Consider the following 17,312-nt stretch of genomic DNA (forward strand, 5'->3'; position numbering starts at 1 on the left):
CCGCGCCGCGGCAAAGAAGCAGGGACGTGGCAAAAGCATCAACTTTTGCAACGCATTACAACAATCGCATGACCGGTCTGAGAAGTTTGACGGGAGACTTGCCGAAGGCCACGGCGATGACCACATGAACGGCCGAAGGATGCGATCGGGAGGATCATCATGTCAGTCTTGCGTAGCCCTCAGCCGGATCAGGCGGCCGCGCTCAGCGACCTCTGCGTGCGATCAAAGGCCGTTTGGGGTTATGACGCCGCCTTCCTTGAGGCATGCCGGGCGGCTTTGACGCTCACAGCCGACGACTGGATGGATTCGGAGCTTCAGGTCGCCATGGAGGGCGAGCGCATCCTCGGCCTGGCGCAGGTCCGCGGGAGCGGACAGGTGGTCGAACTGGACAAGCTGTTCATCGAGCCGGAAGCACGGGCGGCAGGCATTGGCCGGCAGCTTTTCGACTGGTGCGTCGCAGCCGCCCGCAAGCGCGGCGCAATAGTCATGACGATCGATGCGGATCCCGGCGCTGCCGACTTTTATCGCCGCATGGGCGCGGTCGATGACGGGGTCGTCGCGTCGAGCGTGATCCCCGGGCGGTTCCTTCCCCGACTGAAAGTGGATTTGGGGAGCGGTCCGACCGCCTGACGTCAACGCCCGCCGCGGGCGACCTCGGCCGCGCACTCCTGACAGAGTGGCGCATGAGGCACAGCCTGCAGGCGCGCCGCCGAAATCGGCAGGCCGCAGCGCACGCAGGTTCCGAAGGTGCCGGCGGCGATCCGATCGAGCGCGGCATCGATCGCGCGGATCTCCTCCTGGCCCGCAAGGCCAAGGCCTTCGAGAACCTCGTCCCCTTCCCGCTCGGTCACCCGGTCCGGGACATCAGCGTTCATCGGCTCATCGAGATCGTGCTCGATCCTGACCAGACGCCCCTGCAGCTCCGCCTTGCGGCGTGTCAGGCGGTCGTGAAAGTCGTCAAGCCCATGTTTGTCCATCTGAAGACTCCTTGGCGGTGGCGGCGCGAAGGTCTCGCGCCGCATGCGCTCTTGTTGTTCGTGGCTTACCGGTCGACGAGAACGGCGCAGGGGCAATGGCTGACGACCCGGCTTGCCGTCGATCCGATGAAGTAGTCGATGAGACCCGGCCGATGGGACGCGATGATGACGAGATCGGCGTTTTCTTCGCTGGCAAGGGCGTTAATGGTGCCGGCGGCCCCGCCGGTGCGGATTTCGATGCGGCCCTTGATCCCATGCTTGGTTTTGAGCGCCTCGAGCGTCTTTAACGCCTGCTTTCGGGATTCCTCGACCATTTCCAGCGGGAAATCCACGATCATGTAGCCTTGCGCATAGGCGTTCAGATCCTCGACGACGTTCAGCAGGATAATCTCGCCCCCCTCATCGATCAGCTTTTCGGCAATGCCGAGCACGGACTCGCCGTGTTCGAGCTGATCCATGGCAATCGGGACGATGATCTTCTTGTACATGCTGTACTCCTTCTGTTGCCCACGCGGATCGCCAGGCTGTTGCCACAGGCCAATCCCTCGTCTCAAGATTGCGCCTCGACGGCATCTTCGGCTTTGATTGAAATCAAATCGAAAGCGCTGCGCGCGCATGGCCCCACTCGAAATGAGGTAGGGCGACGACAACCACTGTCAACGCGCGTCGAACACAACATCAAGTGACTGACAGGCTTCCGTGAACGAACGAGGCGGCCCATATTCCCAACAGTTTCGATGAAACTGAAACGGCGAACCGGCCGTAGCTTCGATGCCAAGGAGACAGACATGACCTCGCAGGAGACTTTCGACATGCCAACCGACCATGCGCTTGCCATGCCCGCGCATGTCGAGCATGCGCATCTGGTCGTCCAGGATCTGCCGGCCGTGTCCGCCTGGTATCAGAAGATCATGGGCCTGAGCCCGATCGAAGCGAGCAAGAGCGGCGAGACGCTGGGCGTCAATGGCCACCCGCTGCTGACGCTGACGACCGAAGGCAACGCCGCGCGGGCGCCACGCAACGCGCCTGGCCTCTTCCACAACGCCTTTCTTGTTCCGAGCCGCGAAGAACTCGGCCGCTGGCTCGCCCATATCGCGCACAACAATATCAGGCTGCAGGGCGCGTCCGACCACCTGGTCAGCGAGGCGATTTACCTCGCCGATCCGGAAGGCAACGGCATCGAAGTCTATCGCGACCGACCGCGGAGCGAATGGACGTTTAAGCCGGATGGGACCGTCGGCATGGATACGCTGCCGCTCGATCTGCAGGCGCTCTACGACGAAGCACCCAAGGACAATTGGGGCGGCATGGCGGACGGGACGGCCATCGGCCATATCCATCTGCAGGTGTCCGATATTCCTCAGGCCGATGCTTTCTTCCGCGACGTGCTGGGCCTGGGGCTGATGGCACGCTATCCCGGCGCGAGCTTCTTCGGCGCGGGCAAGTACCACCATCACGTCGCCGCCAATATCTGGAACTCGCGGGGTGCGCCGAAGCGCGAAGGCCACATGACCGGACTTTCGGATTATACGATCCAGTACAAGGAGCCGGGCGAGCTCACAGCGGCGCTCGCGAAGCTCGATACGCTGGAAATCGCTGTCAGCCGCAACGGCAATGGCCACAGCCTCGTCGACCCCTGGGGCATCGGCCTCAAGCTCGTCGCCTGATCCTCTCTCCCAGGCCACAGGCGCCTTTGCGCCAGTGGCAAACTTGCCGGCCGCAGCCGCCTCAGGCGCTGCGGTCGTATTTTTGCTGGGCTTGCAGCACAGCCTCGATGTTCTCCTCCGCCCAGCGCGTCAGCGCCGCGACCGTCGATGTCAGCGTGCGACCGAGCGGAGTGATCGCATATTCCACGGTCACCGGCACCGTCGCAAAGACGCTGCGGCTGACGAGCCCGTCCCGCTCCAGCTTCTTCAGGGTCTGCGACAGCACCTTCTGCGAGATGCCGTCGATCTCGCGCTTCAACTGGTTGAAGCGCACCGGCTGTTCATCGAGCTTTCCAAGCACCAGCACGGCCCATTTGTCGGCAAGCCTGTCCAGCACCAGGCGGGTCGGACAGGTCTGGATATAGACGTCGTACTCCATCGGGCACCCCATCGCGGTTTCCGGGCGGAAACCATGTCACCAAAAACTGCCTCCTTTACAGCATTTTCCCGGACCAATATCCAGTATCCATCCGCAACATGGTTTCATTTGGATACTCAGGAGAACGGTGATGGCAGGCAAGATTCTGGTTCTTGGATCGAACGGGACGATCGGCAGCAAGGTGGTACGGGCGCTGGCCGCACGTGGCGAAACGGTCAGGGCTGCGTCCCGAAAGGCGACAGCCGTTGATGGCGCGGAAGCCGTCGCCTTCGACTACGAGGATGCCACGACCTTTGGCCCGGCGCTCGACGGCGTCGACCGCCTGTTCGTTCTGACACCGGCGGGATATCTCGACCCGGTCGGGCTGGTCGGACCGATCATGGCCGCCGCTGCCGCGCGCGGCATCAAGGTCGTGCTGATGACCGTCATCGGCGTCGATGCGGACGATAACATCCCCTATCGCCAACTTGAGCTGCAGCTCGAGAAAACCGGAACACCCTTCGTCATCCTCCGGCCAAACTGGTTCTCCGACAATTTCCAGAGCTACTGGATCGAGGGTATCCGCCACGGCGCGATCGCGGTTCCGGCGGCCGAAGGCAGGACGAGCTTCATCGATACACGCGACATTGCCGAAAGCATCGTGGCAGCGTTGACCAGCGAAGCCTTCAACGGCCGCGCCTTCAACCTCACCGGGCCGGAAGCGCTGAGCTACGGCGAGGCGGCAGCGATCCTGTCACGCGTGACCGTTAAGCCCATCGCCTACACGCCTGTCGATGACGAGACCTTCGTCGGCGTGCTGGTCGGCGCCGGGGTGCCCGAGGACTACGCCCACTTCCTCGCGTCGATCTTCCATCCCGTGCGCGAAGGCTGGGTGGCAAACCCTACCGGCGACGTAAAGATATTGACAGGCCACGAGCCGCGTAGCCTGGAAACCTACGCCAAGGACAATGCCGAGGCTCTCAGGGCCTGACCGAACCCGGACGATGGCCGCTCGTTCCCGCGCGGGCGGCCTGCGTCAACACGCCGCTGGATAGTTCCCAGACAACCGATCAATAAACTTGAGTATTATACTCACATATTTTAACCGCATGCCCAATCGGCCTCGCCCAAGGTCGCATTCATGCGGAGTTAATAATATGAAAAATAAGAGTTTTCTTGCGGCTGCCCTGGCGAGCAGCACCCTTCTTTCGAGCCCCGCGCTGGCGGTGGATTTTCGTCCGCAGGCGGAAATCGAAGGCGGCTTCTTCAGCGGCGGGTCAGCTGCCGGCGGCGGCTTTTTCCTCCCCTTCGTGCTCGATTCGGGCAATGCGATTTTCATCGATACACGCGGGGCCATTGCCAACGATTCCGTCCGCCAGGGCTCCGTCGGCGTGGGCTATCGTTTCCGCGCCAACGACCAATGGGTCATCGGCGGCTACGGCTACTACGACTATCTGAAGAGCGACCACGGCAACGCCTTCAGCCAGCTGTCCTTCGGCCTCGAGGCGCTCAGCGGTGACCTCGAAATGCGCAGCAACTTCTATCTGCCTTTGACCGGCGCCAAGACGCTGAGCGCCTTCAATGCCGCCTATGTGCGCGACCACGTGCTCGTCTTCCAGGAAGGCAAGGAACGGGCGCGGCGCGGCATCGACGCCGAAATCGGCGGGCGCCTGCCTGTCTTTGCGGAAGACTCCAACGTTCAGCTGAAGGTTTTCGGCGGCAGCTACTGGTATGGCGGCCGCAACCTCGGCGACATGTTCGGCGCCAAGCTGCGTGCGGAACTGACCTTTGCCGACCTGCCGGGCCTTTCCGAGGGATCGACCGTCTCGCTCGGCGTGACCGGCACCTATGACAACGAGGACAAGCTGAAGGGCGCCGTCATGGCACGGCTGCGCATCCCGTTCGGCGCGACCGGCTCGACCGCCGACGCTTTCGATCCGATGACCCAGCGTGTCGAGCGCGCCACCCGCATCCGCACCCATGCGGGCGCCACCGGCGATGTCGAGGCCGCGCAGCTTGCCGGCACCGGCCGTAATGCCGGCCGGGTGGTAACCCTTTCCTCGGCTTCCGGCAATGCCTCCGACATCAACGCCCTGATCGGGGCTGCCGGCGCCGACGCGCTGATCCTCGCGGACGGCAACCTCGGTCTCGACCGCACACTCGCACTCGGCAACGGCCAGACACTCCTTGGCGGCGGCGGCGCAATTGCCGTTAGCGGCGCGCGCAGCGGCGCGACCGCAACCTTCGTCAATCAGGGTGCGGCCACCACGATCACCGGCTACAACCCGGCCCAGGACGTGATTGCCATGGCGTCGGGCAGCACCATCTCGTCGCTTTCGGTCCGCGGCGGCCTAGCCGGCATTTCGGCCACGAATACCGCAGATGTCACCGTCGACAAGGTCGACATTGGCGCCACCAACCACGACGGCATTCGCTTCACGCGCGTTAATGGCGCGCTGGTTCAGGACAGCCGCATCCACGACCTCTACATTTGCGAGAACAACACGACCTGCGAATTCTCGATCTACAACCCCAACAAGGCGCCCTATGCCGCCGTCAGCTCCGTCGGCAGCCGAAACGTGACGGTGCGCGACACTGTCATCGACAAGGTCACCTATGGGGTCTTTGCCGGCGGCGAGTTCAGGAAGGTCGGACGGACAGACTACGAACTGGTCACCGGCACGCAGAACGTCACGCTCGACAAGGTGACGATCAGCAACTCCCGCCGCGAAGGCGTGCTGCTCGTCGCCGGCAAGGATGTCAGGCTCAACCGTGTAACGGTCGACAATGCCAAGCAGGACCGGGACATGGATCTCGTTGTGCTGCAGGGCACCTCCAACGTCGCGATCAACGACATGCGGCTCTTTGGCGGCATCAACGGTCTGATGCTGGTCTCGAGCCCGAACCTCGATGCGACGACCACCAACGTCAACGTCAAAGGACTGACCGTCGACGGTACCCGCAACGCCGGCATCTTCTTCAATCCCGTCTCCGGGATTTCGCTCGAGGACGTCAAGGTAACGAATGCCGGCACCTATGGCGCCTTCATCTACGGCAACGAGTTCGAGTTCCTTGGAGGACCGGTGCGCGACGTCGTGCTGAAGAACATGACCGTCGACAAAGCCGGCAAGGCGGGCCTCTACTTCTCGGGCCCGACCGAAGACATCACCGGCAATGTCAGCGTGAGCAACACGCCGAAGGATTGCCTGCTCGACAACGGCTGGTCGGCCGGGACGATCACCCAGTCGCCGGGTTCGGTGCTGACCGTCAACGGCGTCAAGCTCGATCAGGGCAACGCCGCGGCCCGTTGCCGCTGATAACCGAAGCCACGCCCGGGCGACCGGGCGTGGCTCTTTTGTCCGGTTTGCTTCGACGCGCGACCTATACCGGGCGTCGGCATTCGAAGGTGACGACATGGTCACCGTCCCTTGGAGCACGGCCGAAGGTATAGTCGCCGGAAACGACGAGATCTTCGAAACCGGCTGCCTGCAGCGTCAGCAGCATTTCCTGAATGCCCCACCAGCGCATGGTGAAGAATTCAAGCTCGCTCGACGCCAGTCGTCCTTCTTGCCAGAGGTCGTAGCGCAGGTGGGAAACGGTCGTCTGGCCGATGATGTCGGTCTTCACACGCTGGCTGGTCAGGGTCAAAAGGTCGCCCGTCTCCGTTTGCCAGCTCCGGATATTCGGCTGCAGGTCGGCAACCATGTCGCCCGGGTAAAGATCGAAGATCAACCGACCATCCGGCGCCAGGTGATCGTAAAAGCGCTTCAGCACGGCTGATGCCGCTGCATGATCGGCGATCAGCTGCAACGAACCGGCGGGTACGACAATCGCATCGAAGCGCTTTGCATAGGTGAAGGTTTCGAAGGTCTGGCGAGACAGGGCCGGCGCCAAGTCGCGGCCGGCGCATTGGGCGAGGCAATAGTCGAGCATGTCCTGCGAGGCATCAAACCCGCAGACATCGAAACCGGCCTCCAGCAACGGGATCAGCGCTCGGCCGTTGCCGACGGCTGGTTCGAGGATCGGCCCACGATAGCCGTCGAGCCTCTGCCGATAATACTCGATGTCGCCGAAGGACTTTCCAATATATTTGTCTAAATTATAAACATGAGAGGCAAGTCTGCCATAGGTATTGTTCACGATACCTCTGCTCCCGATAAAACAAAGCAACGCTGTGCTTTATACGGGAGTATGCGACCAGGGCTGTTGTTTGCCAGCCACGCCGACGCTTTATCGTCATCGTCCAAACGTGTCAGAAGCGCGCCGGCCGGATGAACTTGCCGTAAACCCAGCCCTCCTGCCAGTTTCCGCTGCGCTGCGGATCGTGCCAGATCTGGCACCAGGTGGCCCGCACGGCCTGGCGCTGGGCGGAAGCCGACCAGCGGGCGATGCGCTTGAGATCGACACCGTTCATGCAGCGGCCGGTCATCTGCAGTTTCGTGCCGTTGGGATAGCCGGCGCGGATCGCCGAGGAGGAGGATGGCCAGGCGCGCGCGTTGAGCACGTCGTTCCAGTCGACCCCGGACACTTCCCAGGCGACAAATGTGCTTGCGGTAGCGGGAAGTGCGGCGGAGAGCGCCCCGGCCAGAATGGCCGCCTGCACCAGCTTGTTCAACATGCCCATCTCCTTGCCCCTTGATCAGACCGCCAGTCGTTGCGGCAGAAAACAGAATGCGACCCCTCGGCTGAATTGCAACTGAATGGATTTCACGACGAGAGCGCCCCTTATCCCATGACGACGTGGGCACGCCGCCCGTCCCGGTTTTCCGGGACGGGGTCTTGTCAGCCCGGCAGGCGGCAGACGACGCCGACCAGCCGCGCGACCACGGGGCGGACCATGAGCACGCAGACGAAGGCGACGGGCATGGCGAGCGCGTAGGAACCGAGCACGCGGGCCGGGTAGCCGGCGTCGATGCCGGTGTTGACGCCGACGATGACGCAGCACATCAGAAACGCCATGATCGCCGACATGAAGAAGGCGAAGGCAACGGGGGCCGCACGCGGCGGCAGCTTGCGGCTGCGCGCGAGCCGCGGCGCCGATAGGGTGTCTCCCATCAGAAGTCTCCTGGTTTGATCGAGGGGACCACCCCCTCGTTTCTGGCCGCACTATACGGATCGCGTCGCAGCCAAGTAGGCCATTGCAGCCTTGTTCAGAAACAGGCAAAACCATCGAATAGATGTTTCTATTCGATGGTTTGGGTTATGGACACTTTGCGCGGCGTCGAGAGTTTCGTCAGGAGCGTCGAGGAAGGCAGCATCGCCGCGGCGGCACGAAAGCTCGGGATTACACCCGCTTCCGCGAGCCAGAACATCGCCCGCCTGGAGCGAACGCTCGGCAGCCGGCTGCTCAGCCGCACCACGCGCCAGTTGGGCCTGACCGAGAGCGGGCGGATTTACTACGAGAGGGTGCGCGGCGTCGTACACGAGCTGGAGCTTGCAGCAGCAGCCGTTTCGGCACTCAGCACCGAGCCGCGTGGGCCGCTCAAGATCGCCTCATCCGTCGCCTTCGGTCGTCATGTGGTGGCGCCGCTCGTCCCCTCCTTCGCCGCCCGGTATCCGGATGTCTCGATCGAGCTCGTCGTCACCGACCGCGAGATCGATCATATCGGCGAAGGCATCGACATCAGCGTGCGCTTCGGTCTGCAGCTCGAACAGGGGCTGATTGCCCGCAAGCTTGCCTCCGTGCCGATGATCATCTGTGCAGCCCCCTCCTATCTGGAGCGACGCGGCCGCCCGCAGCAACCGGAAGATCTCGTGCACCACGATTGCCTGGTCTACCGCTATGCGGGGCATGGCCGGATCTTTCGCTGGGCGTTTACCCGCGACGGCCTGCGCTTCGAGCCGGAACTGAAGGCGACGATCGTCAGCAACGATATCGACACGCTCGCCGAGATGGCGATCGCCGGCGCCGGCATCACCCGGCTCGGCGCCTTCATCGCAGCGCCGCTGATCGAACGCGGGCTGGTGGTGCCGCTGTTCGGCGAACTGCCGCAGGAGGGATTGGCCAGCACCGACCACGAGCCCTTCGATTTCTATGCCTGCTTTGCCGACCGCCAGGCGCAAACGCCGAAGGTGCGCGCGTTCATCGAGCATGCGGTGCAGAGCCTGAAGGGGCGCTGGTAGTGACCGGGACCGGAGCGGCAGCCGTTTCCTTGCGCACGACCTCGACGCCTCGCCGCTGCTTCAGCCGATAGCCGACCTCGACGATGGCATGGATGGCCGGGATGAACTCCGCGCCGAGCTCACTGAGGCTGTATTCCACGGAAGGCGGCGACGTCGGCATGATCCGCCGCTCGACAGCACCCTTCTCCTCAAGTTCCTTCAACCGAGTGCTCAGCACCTTTGCCGAAATACCGGGCACGTCGATCCTCAGTTCACTGAAGCGGCGCGGCCCGGCGCTCAAGGACCAGAGGATGTTCGGCGTCCATGCGCCGCCGAGTAGCACCATGCACTCGCCGACCGGGCAGTTCGGCGGCAAGGCCGCGGCCCGATTTTTCCGAATTTTCAAGCTCATGGGCAAAACTTTCCAGTTACCGCGGGGAAACCGGAAAGGGAGGTAACATAAGGTTATCTGATATACAAAGGTTACCGCTTCCGCTTAGGTTCCGCCGTCCTCGACAAACGGACAATCATTTCAGAAGGAACCAGATGATGAAGCTCTATTACGCCCCCGGCGCCTGTTCGCTTTCCCCCCATATCAGCCTGCACGAGGCCGGTGCCGATTTCGAGATCGTCCGGGTCGATACCAAGACTCATCGCACCGAGACCGGTGCGGATTACAAGGCGGTCAACCCCAAGGGCTACGTACCGGCGCTGGTGCTGGAAAGCGGCGAGGTCGTTACCGAAGGTGCTGCTGTGGTGCAGTACATCGCCGATCGCTTTCCGGCGGCGAAACTTGCGCCTGAAAACGGCACGCTGGCGCGCACCCGCCTTCAGGAACAGTTGAACTTCATCTCATCGGAACTGCACAAGGCCTTCTCGCCGCTGTTCGACCCGACCGCATCCCCCGATGCAAAGGAGGCAGCCACGCTGCAGGTGGCGAAACGCTTGACCCATGTCGAAAGCCTGCTCGCGGACGCGCGCCCTTACCTGCTCGGGGAGGTCTTCTCCGTCGCCGACGCCTATCTCTTCACGGTCGTCAACTGGAGCAGCGGCACCGGGATCGCGCTCACGCAATGGCCGCATCTCGCAGCCTACATGCAACGGATCGGCACACGTCCTGCCGTGCGCAGCGCAATGCGGGCGGAAGGCCTGGTCGCGGCATGAGCGCGTCACCGAAGGATCCGCAGTTCGCAGCCATCGTCCACGTCCTGCAACGCTACTTCGACGGGCTCTATCGCAGCGACACCGACATTCTCAGGCAAGTCTTCCACCCGAAGGCGCTCTATGCCACCGCAACGGACGGAACCCTGCTCGAACTCGACATGAACAGGTACTTTCCGATCGTCGAAAAACGTCCCTCGCCCGAAAGCCGAGACGAAGCGCGCATCGACCGTATTCTTTCCATTGAGTTCGCAGGCCCCGTAACCGCATTTGCCAAGGTGCAATGCGCCATCGGCGAGAAGGCCTTCACCGACTTTTTGTCCCTGGTCTTTCTTGACGGCCGCTGGCAGATCATCGCCAAGGTCTTCCATTACGACATCGCATCCGCGCAATAGGAGAAGCTTGTGCCCTACGTAAACATCAAGATAACCCGCGAGGGTGCAACCCCCGAGCAGAAAGCAACCCTGATCAAGGGCGTCACCGATCTGCTTTACACCGTGCTCAACAAGGATCCGGCCACCACCTTCGTTGTCATCGACGAAGTGGCGCTCGAAGACTGGGGCGTCGGTGGATTGCCGGTTGATGCGTACCGGCGAAAGGTCGGCGAAAAATCGTAGCAACACGCTGCCCCTACCCACCACGATGGAAGGGGCAGCAGCCCACCCGATGCCGCGGTGATCCGCGCGTAGCTCGATTGCGCTTGATCGCTTTCGACAGGGTCTCTATCTCATTGTCTCCCGCCGCATTGATCCCGGAGACGTATCTTGTCCGTATTCAGCAACCTCCCCAAAGCTCCCGTCGCCGCAAAGAAGCCGGTCAGCGACACGCGCCACGGCATTACCCGCACCGACGACTATGCCTGGCTGCGCGCGGACAATTGGCAGGCGATGTTCAAGGATCCCTCGATCCTCGATCCTGATATCCGCAAGCATCTGGAGGCCGAAAACGCCTACATGAACGCGGCGATGGATGACACTAAGGCTCTTCAGAAGACGCTGTTTGCCGAGATGCGCGGCCGGATCAAGGAGGACGACAGCTCGATCCCGGTCAAGGACGGTCCCTTCGCCTACGGCCATGCCTATGTCACCGGCGGCGAGCAGCCGCGTTACTTCCGCATTCCCCGTGACGGCGACCACAAGGACGAGGCGATCCGGCAATTGCTGCTCGACGGCGACAAGGAAGCCGAAGGCAAGGCCTATTTCCGCCTTGGCGGGCTCGACCATTCGACCGACCATAGCCTCGGCATCTGGGGCTATGACGACAAGGGTTCGGAGTATTTCACGCTTCGGGTGCGCGACCTCGCAACGGGCGAAGACCTGGCAGACGTGATCGAGAACACCGGCGGCGGCGGCGCCTGGGCGCCCGATGGCAAGAGCTTCTTCTACACAGTGCTCGACGACAACCACCGCCCGTCGAAGATCTTCCACCATATCCTCGGCACCGCCCAGACCGACGACCGGCTGGTCTTCGAGGAGACGGATCCCGGCTTCTTCATGTCGGTCGGCGGCTCGCTGCTCGACGATTTCATCTACATCGACATCCACGATCACGAGACGAGCGAATACCGACTGCTCTCGACAAAGGATCTGACGGCTGAGCCGAAGCTCGTCGCCGAGCGCGTCACCGGGCTCGAATACGCGATGACCGAAGGCGGCGACGTCTTCTACATCCTCACCAATGCCGACGGCGCCAAGGACTTCAAGATCGTCGAAGCGCCGGTCACGGCACCGGGCAAGGAGAATTGGCGCGAGGTGGTGCCGCATAAGCCCGGCACACTGATCCTCAGCCACATGGCCTATGCCCGCCACCTCGTCTGGCTGCAGCGCCGCGAAGGCCTGCCGGAGATCGTCATCCGCGACCGCAAGACCGGCGAAGAGCACGCGATCGCCTTTGCCGAAGAGGCCTATTCGCTCGGCCTTTCCGGTGCTGCCGAATACGACACCGACGTCATCCGCTTCTCCTACTCGTCGATGACCACGCCGTCGCAGCTCTTCGACTACGACATGGCGACGCGCGCGCGCACGCTCTTGAAAACCCAGGAAGTGCCTTCGGGCCACAACCCGGACGACTATGTCACCCGCCGCGTCTTCGCGCCGTCCTGGGATGGCACCGAAGTGCCGGTGACGCTGCTTTACCGCAAGGACACGCCGCTCGACGGTTCGGCGCCCTGCCTGCTCTATGGCTATGGCGCCTATGGCATCACCATTCCAGCCGGCTTCAACACCAATTGCCTGTCGCTGGCCGATCGCGGCTTCGTCTATGCCATCGCCCATATCCGCGGCGGCAAGGATCGCGGCTTTGCCTGGTACGAAGACGGCAAGATGGCCAAGAAGACCAATACCTTCAAGGATTTCATAGCGGCCGCTGACTATCTGAATCAACGGAAGTTCACGTCCTACGCGAAGATCGTCGCAGAAGGCGGCTCCGCCGGCGGCATGCTCATGGGCGCGATCGCCAATATGGCGCCGGAGAAGTTCACCGGCGTTATCGCGGCCGTACCCTTCGTCGACGTGCTCAACACCATGCTCGACGACACCCTGCCCCTGACCCCGCCGGAATGGCCGGAATGGGGCAACCCGATCGAGAGCCGCGAGTTCTACGACATCATCGCCGGCTACTCGCCCTACGACAATGTCGAGGCGAAGTCCTATCCCGCGATCCTGGCACTCGGCGGTCTCACCGATCCGCGCGTCACCTATTGGGAGCCGGCGAAGTGGGTCGCGCGGCTGCGCGAGAAGACGACGGGCAGCGCGCCGATCCTGTTGAAGACGAATATGGACGCCGGCCATGGCGGCGCTTCGGGCCGCTTCCAGCGGCTCGAGGAGATCGCCTTCGAATACGCCTTTGCCATCAAGGTCGCCGGCAAGATGTAAACGGATCGGGATGAGGAAACCTGTTTGCGGTTTTTCTCATCCCGTTGCCACCTGATGTGAAAGGTCCCACCATGCCCGTCCACGTCGCCCTGCTGCGAGCCGTCAATGTCGGTGGTACGGGATCGCTTCCAATGGCCGACCTCAAGGCGATCTGCGAGGGGCTCGGCTTTGCCGACGTCAAGACCTACATCCAGAGCGGCAACGTGCTGTTCCGCTCCGATCTGCCGGCGGCAGAGGCGGCGGCAATGCTGGACAGCGCACTTCAGGAAAAGCTCGGTAAGGCGCCAGGCGTGATGATCAGGACCGGCGCGCAATTGCAGGCGATCGCCGATCAGGCCCCCTTCCCGGACGCCAAGCCCAATCTGCTGCTTGTCGTTTTCCTGCGCGAGCCGGCACCATCAGACGCGCTCGACAAACTCGTGGCACCCGATGGCGAAGAAGCCCAGGTTGCCGGAGCTGAGATCTATATCCACTTCCCGAACGGCTCCGGCCGTTCGAAGTTCAAGCTGCCGGCCGCCAAACCAGGCACCGCGCGCAACCTCAACACGGTGCGCAAGCTTGCTGCCTTGGCGCTTGAGATGGAAGGCTGACGCACCGCAAGGCGCCATTCCGGACGGAAAACCGCGCTTTTCCTGGAATTGCTCACGCTGCCGGCTGGAACAGCAGCCGGACGAAGGATCGGAGTACGAGCAGCTGCTGCGGCAGGCTTTCAGGCTGCTTCAGCGCCTTCGACAGGATGATGCCGCCTTCAAGCACGGTCGAAACCATATCGGCCAGCTGGTCGACGTCGAGCGGCTCGCGTGGCCGGTAGACTTGCATGATCGCCTCGAACATCGTGCCGAAACGCCGACGCCACATCAGCGCCGCCTGCCGGTTGATCTCCTGGATCTCGCGATCGAAAGCACGCTCCTGCGTGCACATGACCGCGACCAGGCAGCCGGGATGACCGTTCGGCAGGTCAGCGAGAATTTCCGACAGCATCTTCAGTCCCAGAAGAAAAGCCTGCAGCGGGTCGTCTGACAATTGATGGGCGCGGCCGAAGATCTCGTCGTAGATGCGCTCGTCGTTCTCGATGTAGCGCTCGAGCAGAGCCCGCGCGAGTTCGTTCTTGTCGCGGAAATGGTAGAAGAATCCGCTCTTGGTGATGCCGGTCTCGGCGATCAGCTCGTCGATCGAAGTCGCGCCGAAACCCTTGGCAAGCACCGCCGCCTCGGCGACGTCGAGGATTCTGGCGCGCGTTTCCTCACCCTTTCGCATTAGCTGCTCCCTACCATTGGTACGGTTTCCAGCAATTACTCGGCGGCCAGCTCCTAGCGCAGCGGCGGCTGCAAGCCAGTAAGTCACTGATTTTTCGACACTAATTTAGTATATTAGCAATAGTATACCGCAAGTCGTCTAGTTTAGAAGATGATCATAAGGCAGAAATTTACTTGGTTCTGCGGTGTTGGAGGCATCCGCGGGCCCTTCAGCCAAGACTGAACCGGTGGAGACCGATATGGCCAAATACAGACGCAGCCTGCCGCTCTTGAAGGGTGGACTGTTCCTGAGTGACGGTGGCATCGAAACGACGCTGATCTTTCATGAGGGCATCTCCCTCCCGCATTTTGCCGCCTTCGTGCTCATTTCGACGGCGGACGGGCGCCGGCGCTTGCTCGACTACTACAAGCGATATCTCGCAATTGCACAGCAGCACGGCACCGGCTTCGTGCTCGACACACCCACCTGGCGCGCCAGCGCCGATTGGGGCGTGAAGCTCGGCTATGACGCCGCGGCCCTGGCCGAGGTCAACCAGAACGCCATCTACATGCTGGCGGAACTGCGCGCCGAGTACGAACGTCCGCAAGCGCCGATCGTGCTTAGCGGCGCCATCGGGCCGCGCGGCGACGGCTATCGCCTGGGCCGCATGAGCGCGGATGAGGCCGAGGATTATCACGGACCACAGATCTCCGCCTTTGCCGCCAGTGACGCCGATATCGTCGGCGCCTATACGCTGACCAGCATCGACGAGGCGACCGGCATTGCCCGGGCGGCCCAGAGCCATGGCATGCCCTGCTCGATTGCCTTCACGGTGGAAACCGACGGCCGGCTCCCAGACGGCCGAACCCTTCGGGCCGCGATCGAGACCGTTGATGCGGCGACCGGCGGCTATCCGCACTACTACATGATCAACTGTGCCCACCCCGATCATTTCGAGACCAGCCTCGATACGGGGAGCGCCTGGGCGCAGCGCATCGCCGGTATCCGAGCCAACGCTTCCAGGATGAGCCATGCCGAGCTCGACAACAGCGAAATCCTGGATGCCGGGGATCCCCTCGACCTCGGCCAGCGTTATCGAACACTGACGACGCATTTGCCACGATTGCGCATCCTTGGCGGTTGCTGCGGCACCGACCATCGCCACATCGCGGCAATCTGCGAGGCCTGCCTTCCACCGACGGCGCTTAGCGCCTGAGGCGCGGGGCCTCGCCCTCCCGGCCCTCTCGCAAGCAATTGCGGGAGGGCGCCTTCTCGTCGCCACCCTCGCGAAAGCCACAGTGTTTGTGTAGACTTGAACGGAAAGGACGGCAGCCGGACATCCCGGCAAAGGCCGTTGACCGCCCTGTCATGAATTACGCTCCCGCCTCGCCGACCGGAAATGCCGAAGCCTTTGCCTTCGACAACAGCTACGCGCGCCTGCCGCAGCAGTTCTTCGCGCGCGTCGCGCCCACTCCGGTGGCGGAGCCCTGGCTGATCAAGCTCAACAAGCCATTGGCCGAGGAGCTCGGTCTCGACGTGGCGACGCTCGAACGCGAGGGCGCCGAGATCTTTTCGGGCAACCGCCTTCCCGCCGGTGCCGATCCGCTTGCCATGGCTTATGCCGGCCACCAGTTCGGCACCTTCGTGCCGCAACTCGGTGATGGCCGGGCGATCCTCCTTGGCGAGGTGATCGACCGCAACGGGAAGCGGCGCGACATCCAGCTCAAAGGACCGGGCCAGACCCCCTTCTCACGGCGCGGCGACGGGCGCGCGGCACTCGGTCCAGTCTTGCGCGAGTACATCGTCAGCGAGGCGATGTACGCGCTCGGCATTCCGACGACACGGGCGCTTGCCGCCGTCGTCACCGGGCAACCGGTCTATCGCGAACAGATCCTGCCGGGCGCCATCGTCACGCGGGTCGCGGCAAGCCATATGCGCGTCGGCACGTTCCAATTTTTCGCGGCGCGCGGCGATATGGAGTCGGTGAAGGTGCTTGCCGACTACGCGATCGATCGCCACTACCCTGAGGTCAGGGACGCTGAACGGCCCTATCTTGCCTTCTACAAGGCGGTGACCGCGCGCCAGGCGGAGCTGATCGCGCGCTGGCTGCACGTCGGCTTCATTCATGGCGTGATGAACACCGACAACATGACGATCTCGGGCGAGACAATCGACTTCGGCCCTTGCGCCTTCCTCGATGCCTATGATCCCAAGAAGGTGTTTTCCTCGATCGATCAGATCGGTCGCTATGCCTATGCGAGCCAGCCGGCGATCGGGCAATGGAACCTGGCGCGCCTGGCAGAAACCCTGGTGCCGCTCTTCGACGACAACCAGGATACTGCGGTGGAACTGGCCAATGATGCGCTCGGCGAGTACGGCGCGATCTTCCAGCGCCACTGGCTGGATGGCATGCGGCGCAAGATCGGATTGGCCATGAGCGAAAAGGGAGATCTCGACCTGTTGCAGGCGCTGCTGACGGCCATGCATCAGGGGGAAGCGGATTTCACCCTCACCTTCCGGCGGCTGTGCGACAGCGCCCGCGACCCGGCCGCCGATGCCGCACTCGCCTCGACCTTTGCCTCTACCGGGGCAATCGGGCCGTGGCTGCAAGAGTGGCGTCAGCGTCTCAGCCGCGAGAAGGCGACGCCGGATGAACGCGCGACCGCCATGATGGCGGTCAACCCGGCCTTTATTCCGCGTAACCACCGGATCGAAGAGGCGATCGCGGCCGCGACCGAGGATGCGGACTTCTCGCTCTTTGAGGCCCTGGTCGAAGTTACCGCCAACCCCTATACCGACCAGCCGCAGTTTGCCCGCTACCAGGCTCCGCCGAGCCCGGGAGAGGAAGTCCAGCGCACCTTCTGCGGCACATAGCCGTCTCGGGAATGCGGCATTCCGG

20 protein-coding genes are annotated in these 17,312 nt (G+C 62.8%); 12 read left to right on the forward strand and 8 right to left on the reverse strand.

What is annotated here, in order from left to right; genetic code table 11:
• The first annotated feature begins 159 nt into the window (after nucleotides 1-159).
• A complete protein-coding gene (locus ASD63_RS21705; RefSeq protein ID WP_034789317.1) occupies nucleotides 160-630 on the forward strand; it encodes a GNAT family N-acetyltransferase in 471 nt (156 codons plus the stop codon).
• 2 nt (nucleotides 631-632) lie between these two features.
• Here the strand turns inward: ASD63_RS21705 and ASD63_RS21710 are convergent, their stop codons facing one another.
• The gene (locus ASD63_RS21710) at nucleotides 633-977 is read right to left on the reverse strand and encodes a TraR/DksA C4-type zinc finger protein (protein WP_029742914.1); all 345 of its coding nucleotides are present in this window, start codon (nucleotides 975-977) and stop codon (nucleotides 633-635) included.
• A gap of 65 nt (nucleotides 978-1,042) precedes the next feature.
• Nucleotides 1,043-1,465: a universal stress protein gene (locus ASD63_RS21715; protein WP_029742913.1), complete on the reverse strand. Its 423-nt coding sequence runs from the start codon at nucleotides 1,463-1,465 to the stop codon at nucleotides 1,043-1,045.
• A 300-nt stretch (nucleotides 1,466-1,765) separates the two neighbouring features.
• Between ASD63_RS21715 and ASD63_RS21720 the strand changes: the two genes are divergently transcribed.
• Nucleotides 1,766-2,644, forward strand: coding sequence for a VOC family protein (locus ASD63_RS21720; protein ID WP_034789472.1), 879 nt, complete (start codon nucleotides 1,766-1,768; stop codon nucleotides 2,642-2,644).
• A 61-nt stretch (nucleotides 2,645-2,705) separates the two neighbouring features.
• On the opposite strand, the gene ASD63_RS21725 is transcribed toward ASD63_RS21720, so the two are convergent.
• Nucleotides 2,706-3,062 (reverse strand): helix-turn-helix domain-containing protein, encoded by a 357-nt coding sequence (locus tag ASD63_RS21725; protein ID WP_034789314.1) that lies wholly within the window; start codon nucleotides 3,060-3,062, stop codon nucleotides 2,706-2,708.
• 130 nt (nucleotides 3,063-3,192) lie between these two features.
• Here ASD63_RS21725 and ASD63_RS21730 point away from each other — a divergent pair, with 130 nt between their 5' ends.
• Entirely contained in the window at nucleotides 3,193-4,032 is an 840-nt protein-coding gene (locus tag ASD63_RS21730) for an SDR family oxidoreductase (protein ID WP_034789312.1), read from the forward strand.
• 166 nt (nucleotides 4,033-4,198) lie between these two features.
• A complete protein-coding gene (locus ASD63_RS21735; protein ID WP_034789310.1) occupies nucleotides 4,199-6,358 on the forward strand; it encodes an inverse autotransporter beta-barrel domain-containing protein in 2,160 nt (719 codons plus the stop codon).
• A 64-nt stretch (nucleotides 6,359-6,422) separates the two neighbouring features.
• Here the strand turns inward: ASD63_RS21735 and ASD63_RS21740 are convergent, their stop codons facing one another.
• From ASD63_RS21740 to ASD63_RS21750, 3 genes are all read right to left on the reverse strand, one after another.
• Complete coding sequence (locus tag ASD63_RS21740) at nucleotides 6,423-7,181, reverse strand: class I SAM-dependent methyltransferase (protein ID WP_034789309.1); 759 nt, start codon at nucleotides 7,179-7,181, stop codon at nucleotides 6,423-6,425.
• A gap of 112 nt (nucleotides 7,182-7,293) precedes the next feature.
• On the reverse strand, nucleotides 7,294-7,659 hold the full coding sequence (locus ASD63_RS21745; protein WP_051659157.1) for a hypothetical protein: 366 nt from the start codon (nucleotides 7,657-7,659) through the stop codon (nucleotides 7,294-7,296).
• A gap of 164 nt (nucleotides 7,660-7,823) precedes the next feature.
• Nucleotides 7,824-8,096, reverse strand: a complete 273-nt coding sequence (locus tag ASD63_RS21750) for a DUF2798 domain-containing protein (RefSeq protein WP_034789305.1) — start codon at nucleotides 8,094-8,096, stop codon at nucleotides 7,824-7,826.
• 147 nt (nucleotides 8,097-8,243) lie between these two features.
• On the opposite strand from ASD63_RS21750, the gene ASD63_RS21755 reads away from it, so the two are divergent.
• Entirely contained in the window at nucleotides 8,244-9,164 is a 921-nt protein-coding gene (locus tag ASD63_RS21755; RefSeq protein WP_034789469.1) for a LysR family transcriptional regulator, read from the forward strand.
• On the opposite strand, the gene ASD63_RS21760 is transcribed toward ASD63_RS21755, so the two are convergent.
• Nucleotides 9,124-9,555 carry a helix-turn-helix domain-containing protein gene (locus ASD63_RS21760; RefSeq protein WP_051659156.1) on the reverse strand — a complete coding sequence of 144 codons (432 nt, stop codon included), beginning with the start codon at nucleotides 9,553-9,555 and terminating at the stop codon, nucleotides 9,124-9,126. The genes ASD63_RS21755 and ASD63_RS21760 overlap by 41 nt on opposite strands.
• Nucleotides 9,556-9,689: 134 nt before the next feature.
• On the opposite strand from ASD63_RS21760, the gene gstA reads away from it, so the two are divergent.
• The 5 genes from gstA to ASD63_RS21785 all read left to right on the forward strand — a co-directional run bounded on the left by gstA (nucleotide 9,690) and on the right by ASD63_RS21785 (nucleotide 13,767).
• Nucleotides 9,690-10,307 (forward strand): glutathione transferase GstA, encoded by a 618-nt coding sequence (gstA, locus tag ASD63_RS21765; RefSeq protein WP_327437309.1) that lies wholly within the window; start codon nucleotides 9,690-9,692, stop codon nucleotides 10,305-10,307.
• A complete protein-coding gene (locus tag ASD63_RS21770) occupies nucleotides 10,304-10,699 on the forward strand; it encodes a nuclear transport factor 2 family protein (RefSeq protein WP_034789298.1) in 396 nt (131 codons plus the stop codon). Before gstA ends, ASD63_RS21770 begins: the two co-directional genes overlap by 4 nt.
• A 9-nt stretch (nucleotides 10,700-10,708) precedes the next feature.
• On the forward strand, nucleotides 10,709-10,921 hold the full coding sequence (locus ASD63_RS21775; RefSeq protein ID WP_034789296.1) for a 4-oxalocrotonate tautomerase family protein: 213 nt from the start codon (nucleotides 10,709-10,711) through the stop codon (nucleotides 10,919-10,921).
• 147 nt (nucleotides 10,922-11,068) lie between these two features.
• Nucleotides 11,069-13,177 carry a S9 family peptidase gene (locus ASD63_RS21780; RefSeq protein WP_060529823.1) on the forward strand — a complete coding sequence of 703 codons (2,109 nt, stop codon included), beginning with the start codon at nucleotides 11,069-11,071 and terminating at the stop codon, nucleotides 13,175-13,177.
• A gap of 71 nt (nucleotides 13,178-13,248) precedes the next feature.
• The gene (locus tag ASD63_RS21785) at nucleotides 13,249-13,767 is read left to right on the forward strand and encodes a DUF1697 domain-containing protein (protein WP_034789292.1); all 519 of its coding nucleotides are present in this window, start codon (nucleotides 13,249-13,251) and stop codon (nucleotides 13,765-13,767) included.
• Nucleotides 13,768-13,819: 52 nt separating this feature from the next.
• On the opposite strand, the gene ASD63_RS21790 is transcribed toward ASD63_RS21785, so the two are convergent.
• On the reverse strand, nucleotides 13,820-14,434 hold the full coding sequence (locus tag ASD63_RS21790) for a TetR/AcrR family transcriptional regulator (protein ID WP_034789290.1): 615 nt from the start codon (nucleotides 14,432-14,434) through the stop codon (nucleotides 13,820-13,822).
• Nucleotides 14,435-14,672: 238 nt separating this feature from the next.
• Here ASD63_RS21790 and ASD63_RS21795 point away from each other — a divergent pair, with 238 nt between their 5' ends.
• Both ASD63_RS21795 and ASD63_RS21800 read left to right on the forward strand, forming a co-directional pair.
• Nucleotides 14,673-15,629, forward strand: a complete 957-nt coding sequence (locus ASD63_RS21795) for a homocysteine S-methyltransferase family protein (protein WP_034789288.1) — start codon at nucleotides 14,673-14,675, stop codon at nucleotides 15,627-15,629.
• 152 nt (nucleotides 15,630-15,781) lie between these two features.
• The gene (locus ASD63_RS21800) at nucleotides 15,782-17,287 is read left to right on the forward strand and encodes a protein adenylyltransferase SelO (protein ID WP_034789286.1); all 1,506 of its coding nucleotides are present in this window, start codon (nucleotides 15,782-15,784) and stop codon (nucleotides 17,285-17,287) included.
• Nucleotides 17,288-17,312 lie beyond the last annotated feature (25 nt).

Origin of the sequence: Ensifer sp. Root558 (genome assembly GCF_001427045.1) — a bacterium.
GTDB lineage: Bacteria > Pseudomonadota > Alphaproteobacteria > Rhizobiales > Rhizobiaceae > Ensifer > Ensifer adhaerens.

What these genes read in the sequence shown, in the direction of transcription:
- ASD63_RS21705 (WP_034789317.1), top strand. Translation starts at nt 160, where the DNA reads ATGTCAGTCTTGCGTAGCCCTCAGCCGGATCAGGCGGCCGCGCTCAGC.
- ASD63_RS21710 (WP_029742914.1), bottom strand. Translation starts at nt 977, where the DNA reads ATGGACAAACATGGGCTTGACGACTTTCACGACCGCCTGACACGCCGC.
- ASD63_RS21715 (WP_029742913.1), bottom strand. Translation starts at nt 1,465, where the DNA reads ATGTACAAGAAGATCATCGTCCCGATTGCCATGGATCAGCTCGAACAC.
- ASD63_RS21720 (WP_034789472.1), top strand. Translation starts at nt 1,766, where the DNA reads ATGACCTCGCAGGAGACTTTCGACATGCCAACCGACCATGCGCTTGCC.
- ASD63_RS21725 (WP_034789314.1), bottom strand. Translation starts at nt 3,062, where the DNA reads ATGGAGTACGACGTCTATATCCAGACCTGTCCGACCCGCCTGGTGCTG.
- ASD63_RS21730 (WP_034789312.1), top strand. Translation starts at nt 3,193, where the DNA reads ATGGCAGGCAAGATTCTGGTTCTTGGATCGAACGGGACGATCGGCAGC.
- ASD63_RS21735 (WP_034789310.1), top strand. Translation starts at nt 4,199, where the DNA reads ATGAAAAATAAGAGTTTTCTTGCGGCTGCCCTGGCGAGCAGCACCCTT.
- ASD63_RS21745 (WP_051659157.1), bottom strand. Translation starts at nt 7,659, where the DNA reads ATGTTGAACAAGCTGGTGCAGGCGGCCATTCTGGCCGGGGCGCTCTCC.
- ASD63_RS21750 (WP_034789305.1), bottom strand. Translation starts at nt 8,096, where the DNA reads ATGGGAGACACCCTATCGGCGCCGCGGCTCGCGCGCAGCCGCAAGCTG.
- ASD63_RS21755 (WP_034789469.1), top strand. Translation starts at nt 8,244, where the DNA reads ATGGACACTTTGCGCGGCGTCGAGAGTTTCGTCAGGAGCGTCGAGGAA.
- ASD63_RS21760 (WP_051659156.1), bottom strand. Translation starts at nt 9,555, where the DNA reads ATGAGCTTGAAAATTCGGAAAAATCGGGCCGCGGCCTTGCCGCCGAAC.
- gstA (WP_327437309.1), top strand. Translation starts at nt 9,690, where the DNA reads ATGATGAAGCTCTATTACGCCCCCGGCGCCTGTTCGCTTTCCCCCCAT.
- ASD63_RS21770 (WP_034789298.1), top strand. Translation starts at nt 10,304, where the DNA reads ATGAGCGCGTCACCGAAGGATCCGCAGTTCGCAGCCATCGTCCACGTC.
- ASD63_RS21785 (WP_034789292.1), top strand. Translation starts at nt 13,249, where the DNA reads ATGCCCGTCCACGTCGCCCTGCTGCGAGCCGTCAATGTCGGTGGTACG.
- ASD63_RS21790 (WP_034789290.1), bottom strand. Translation starts at nt 14,434, where the DNA reads ATGCGAAAGGGTGAGGAAACGCGCGCCAGAATCCTCGACGTCGCCGAG.
- ASD63_RS21795 (WP_034789288.1), top strand. Translation starts at nt 14,673, where the DNA reads ATGGCCAAATACAGACGCAGCCTGCCGCTCTTGAAGGGTGGACTGTTC.
- ASD63_RS21800 (WP_034789286.1), top strand. Translation starts at nt 15,782, where the DNA reads ATGAATTACGCTCCCGCCTCGCCGACCGGAAATGCCGAAGCCTTTGCC.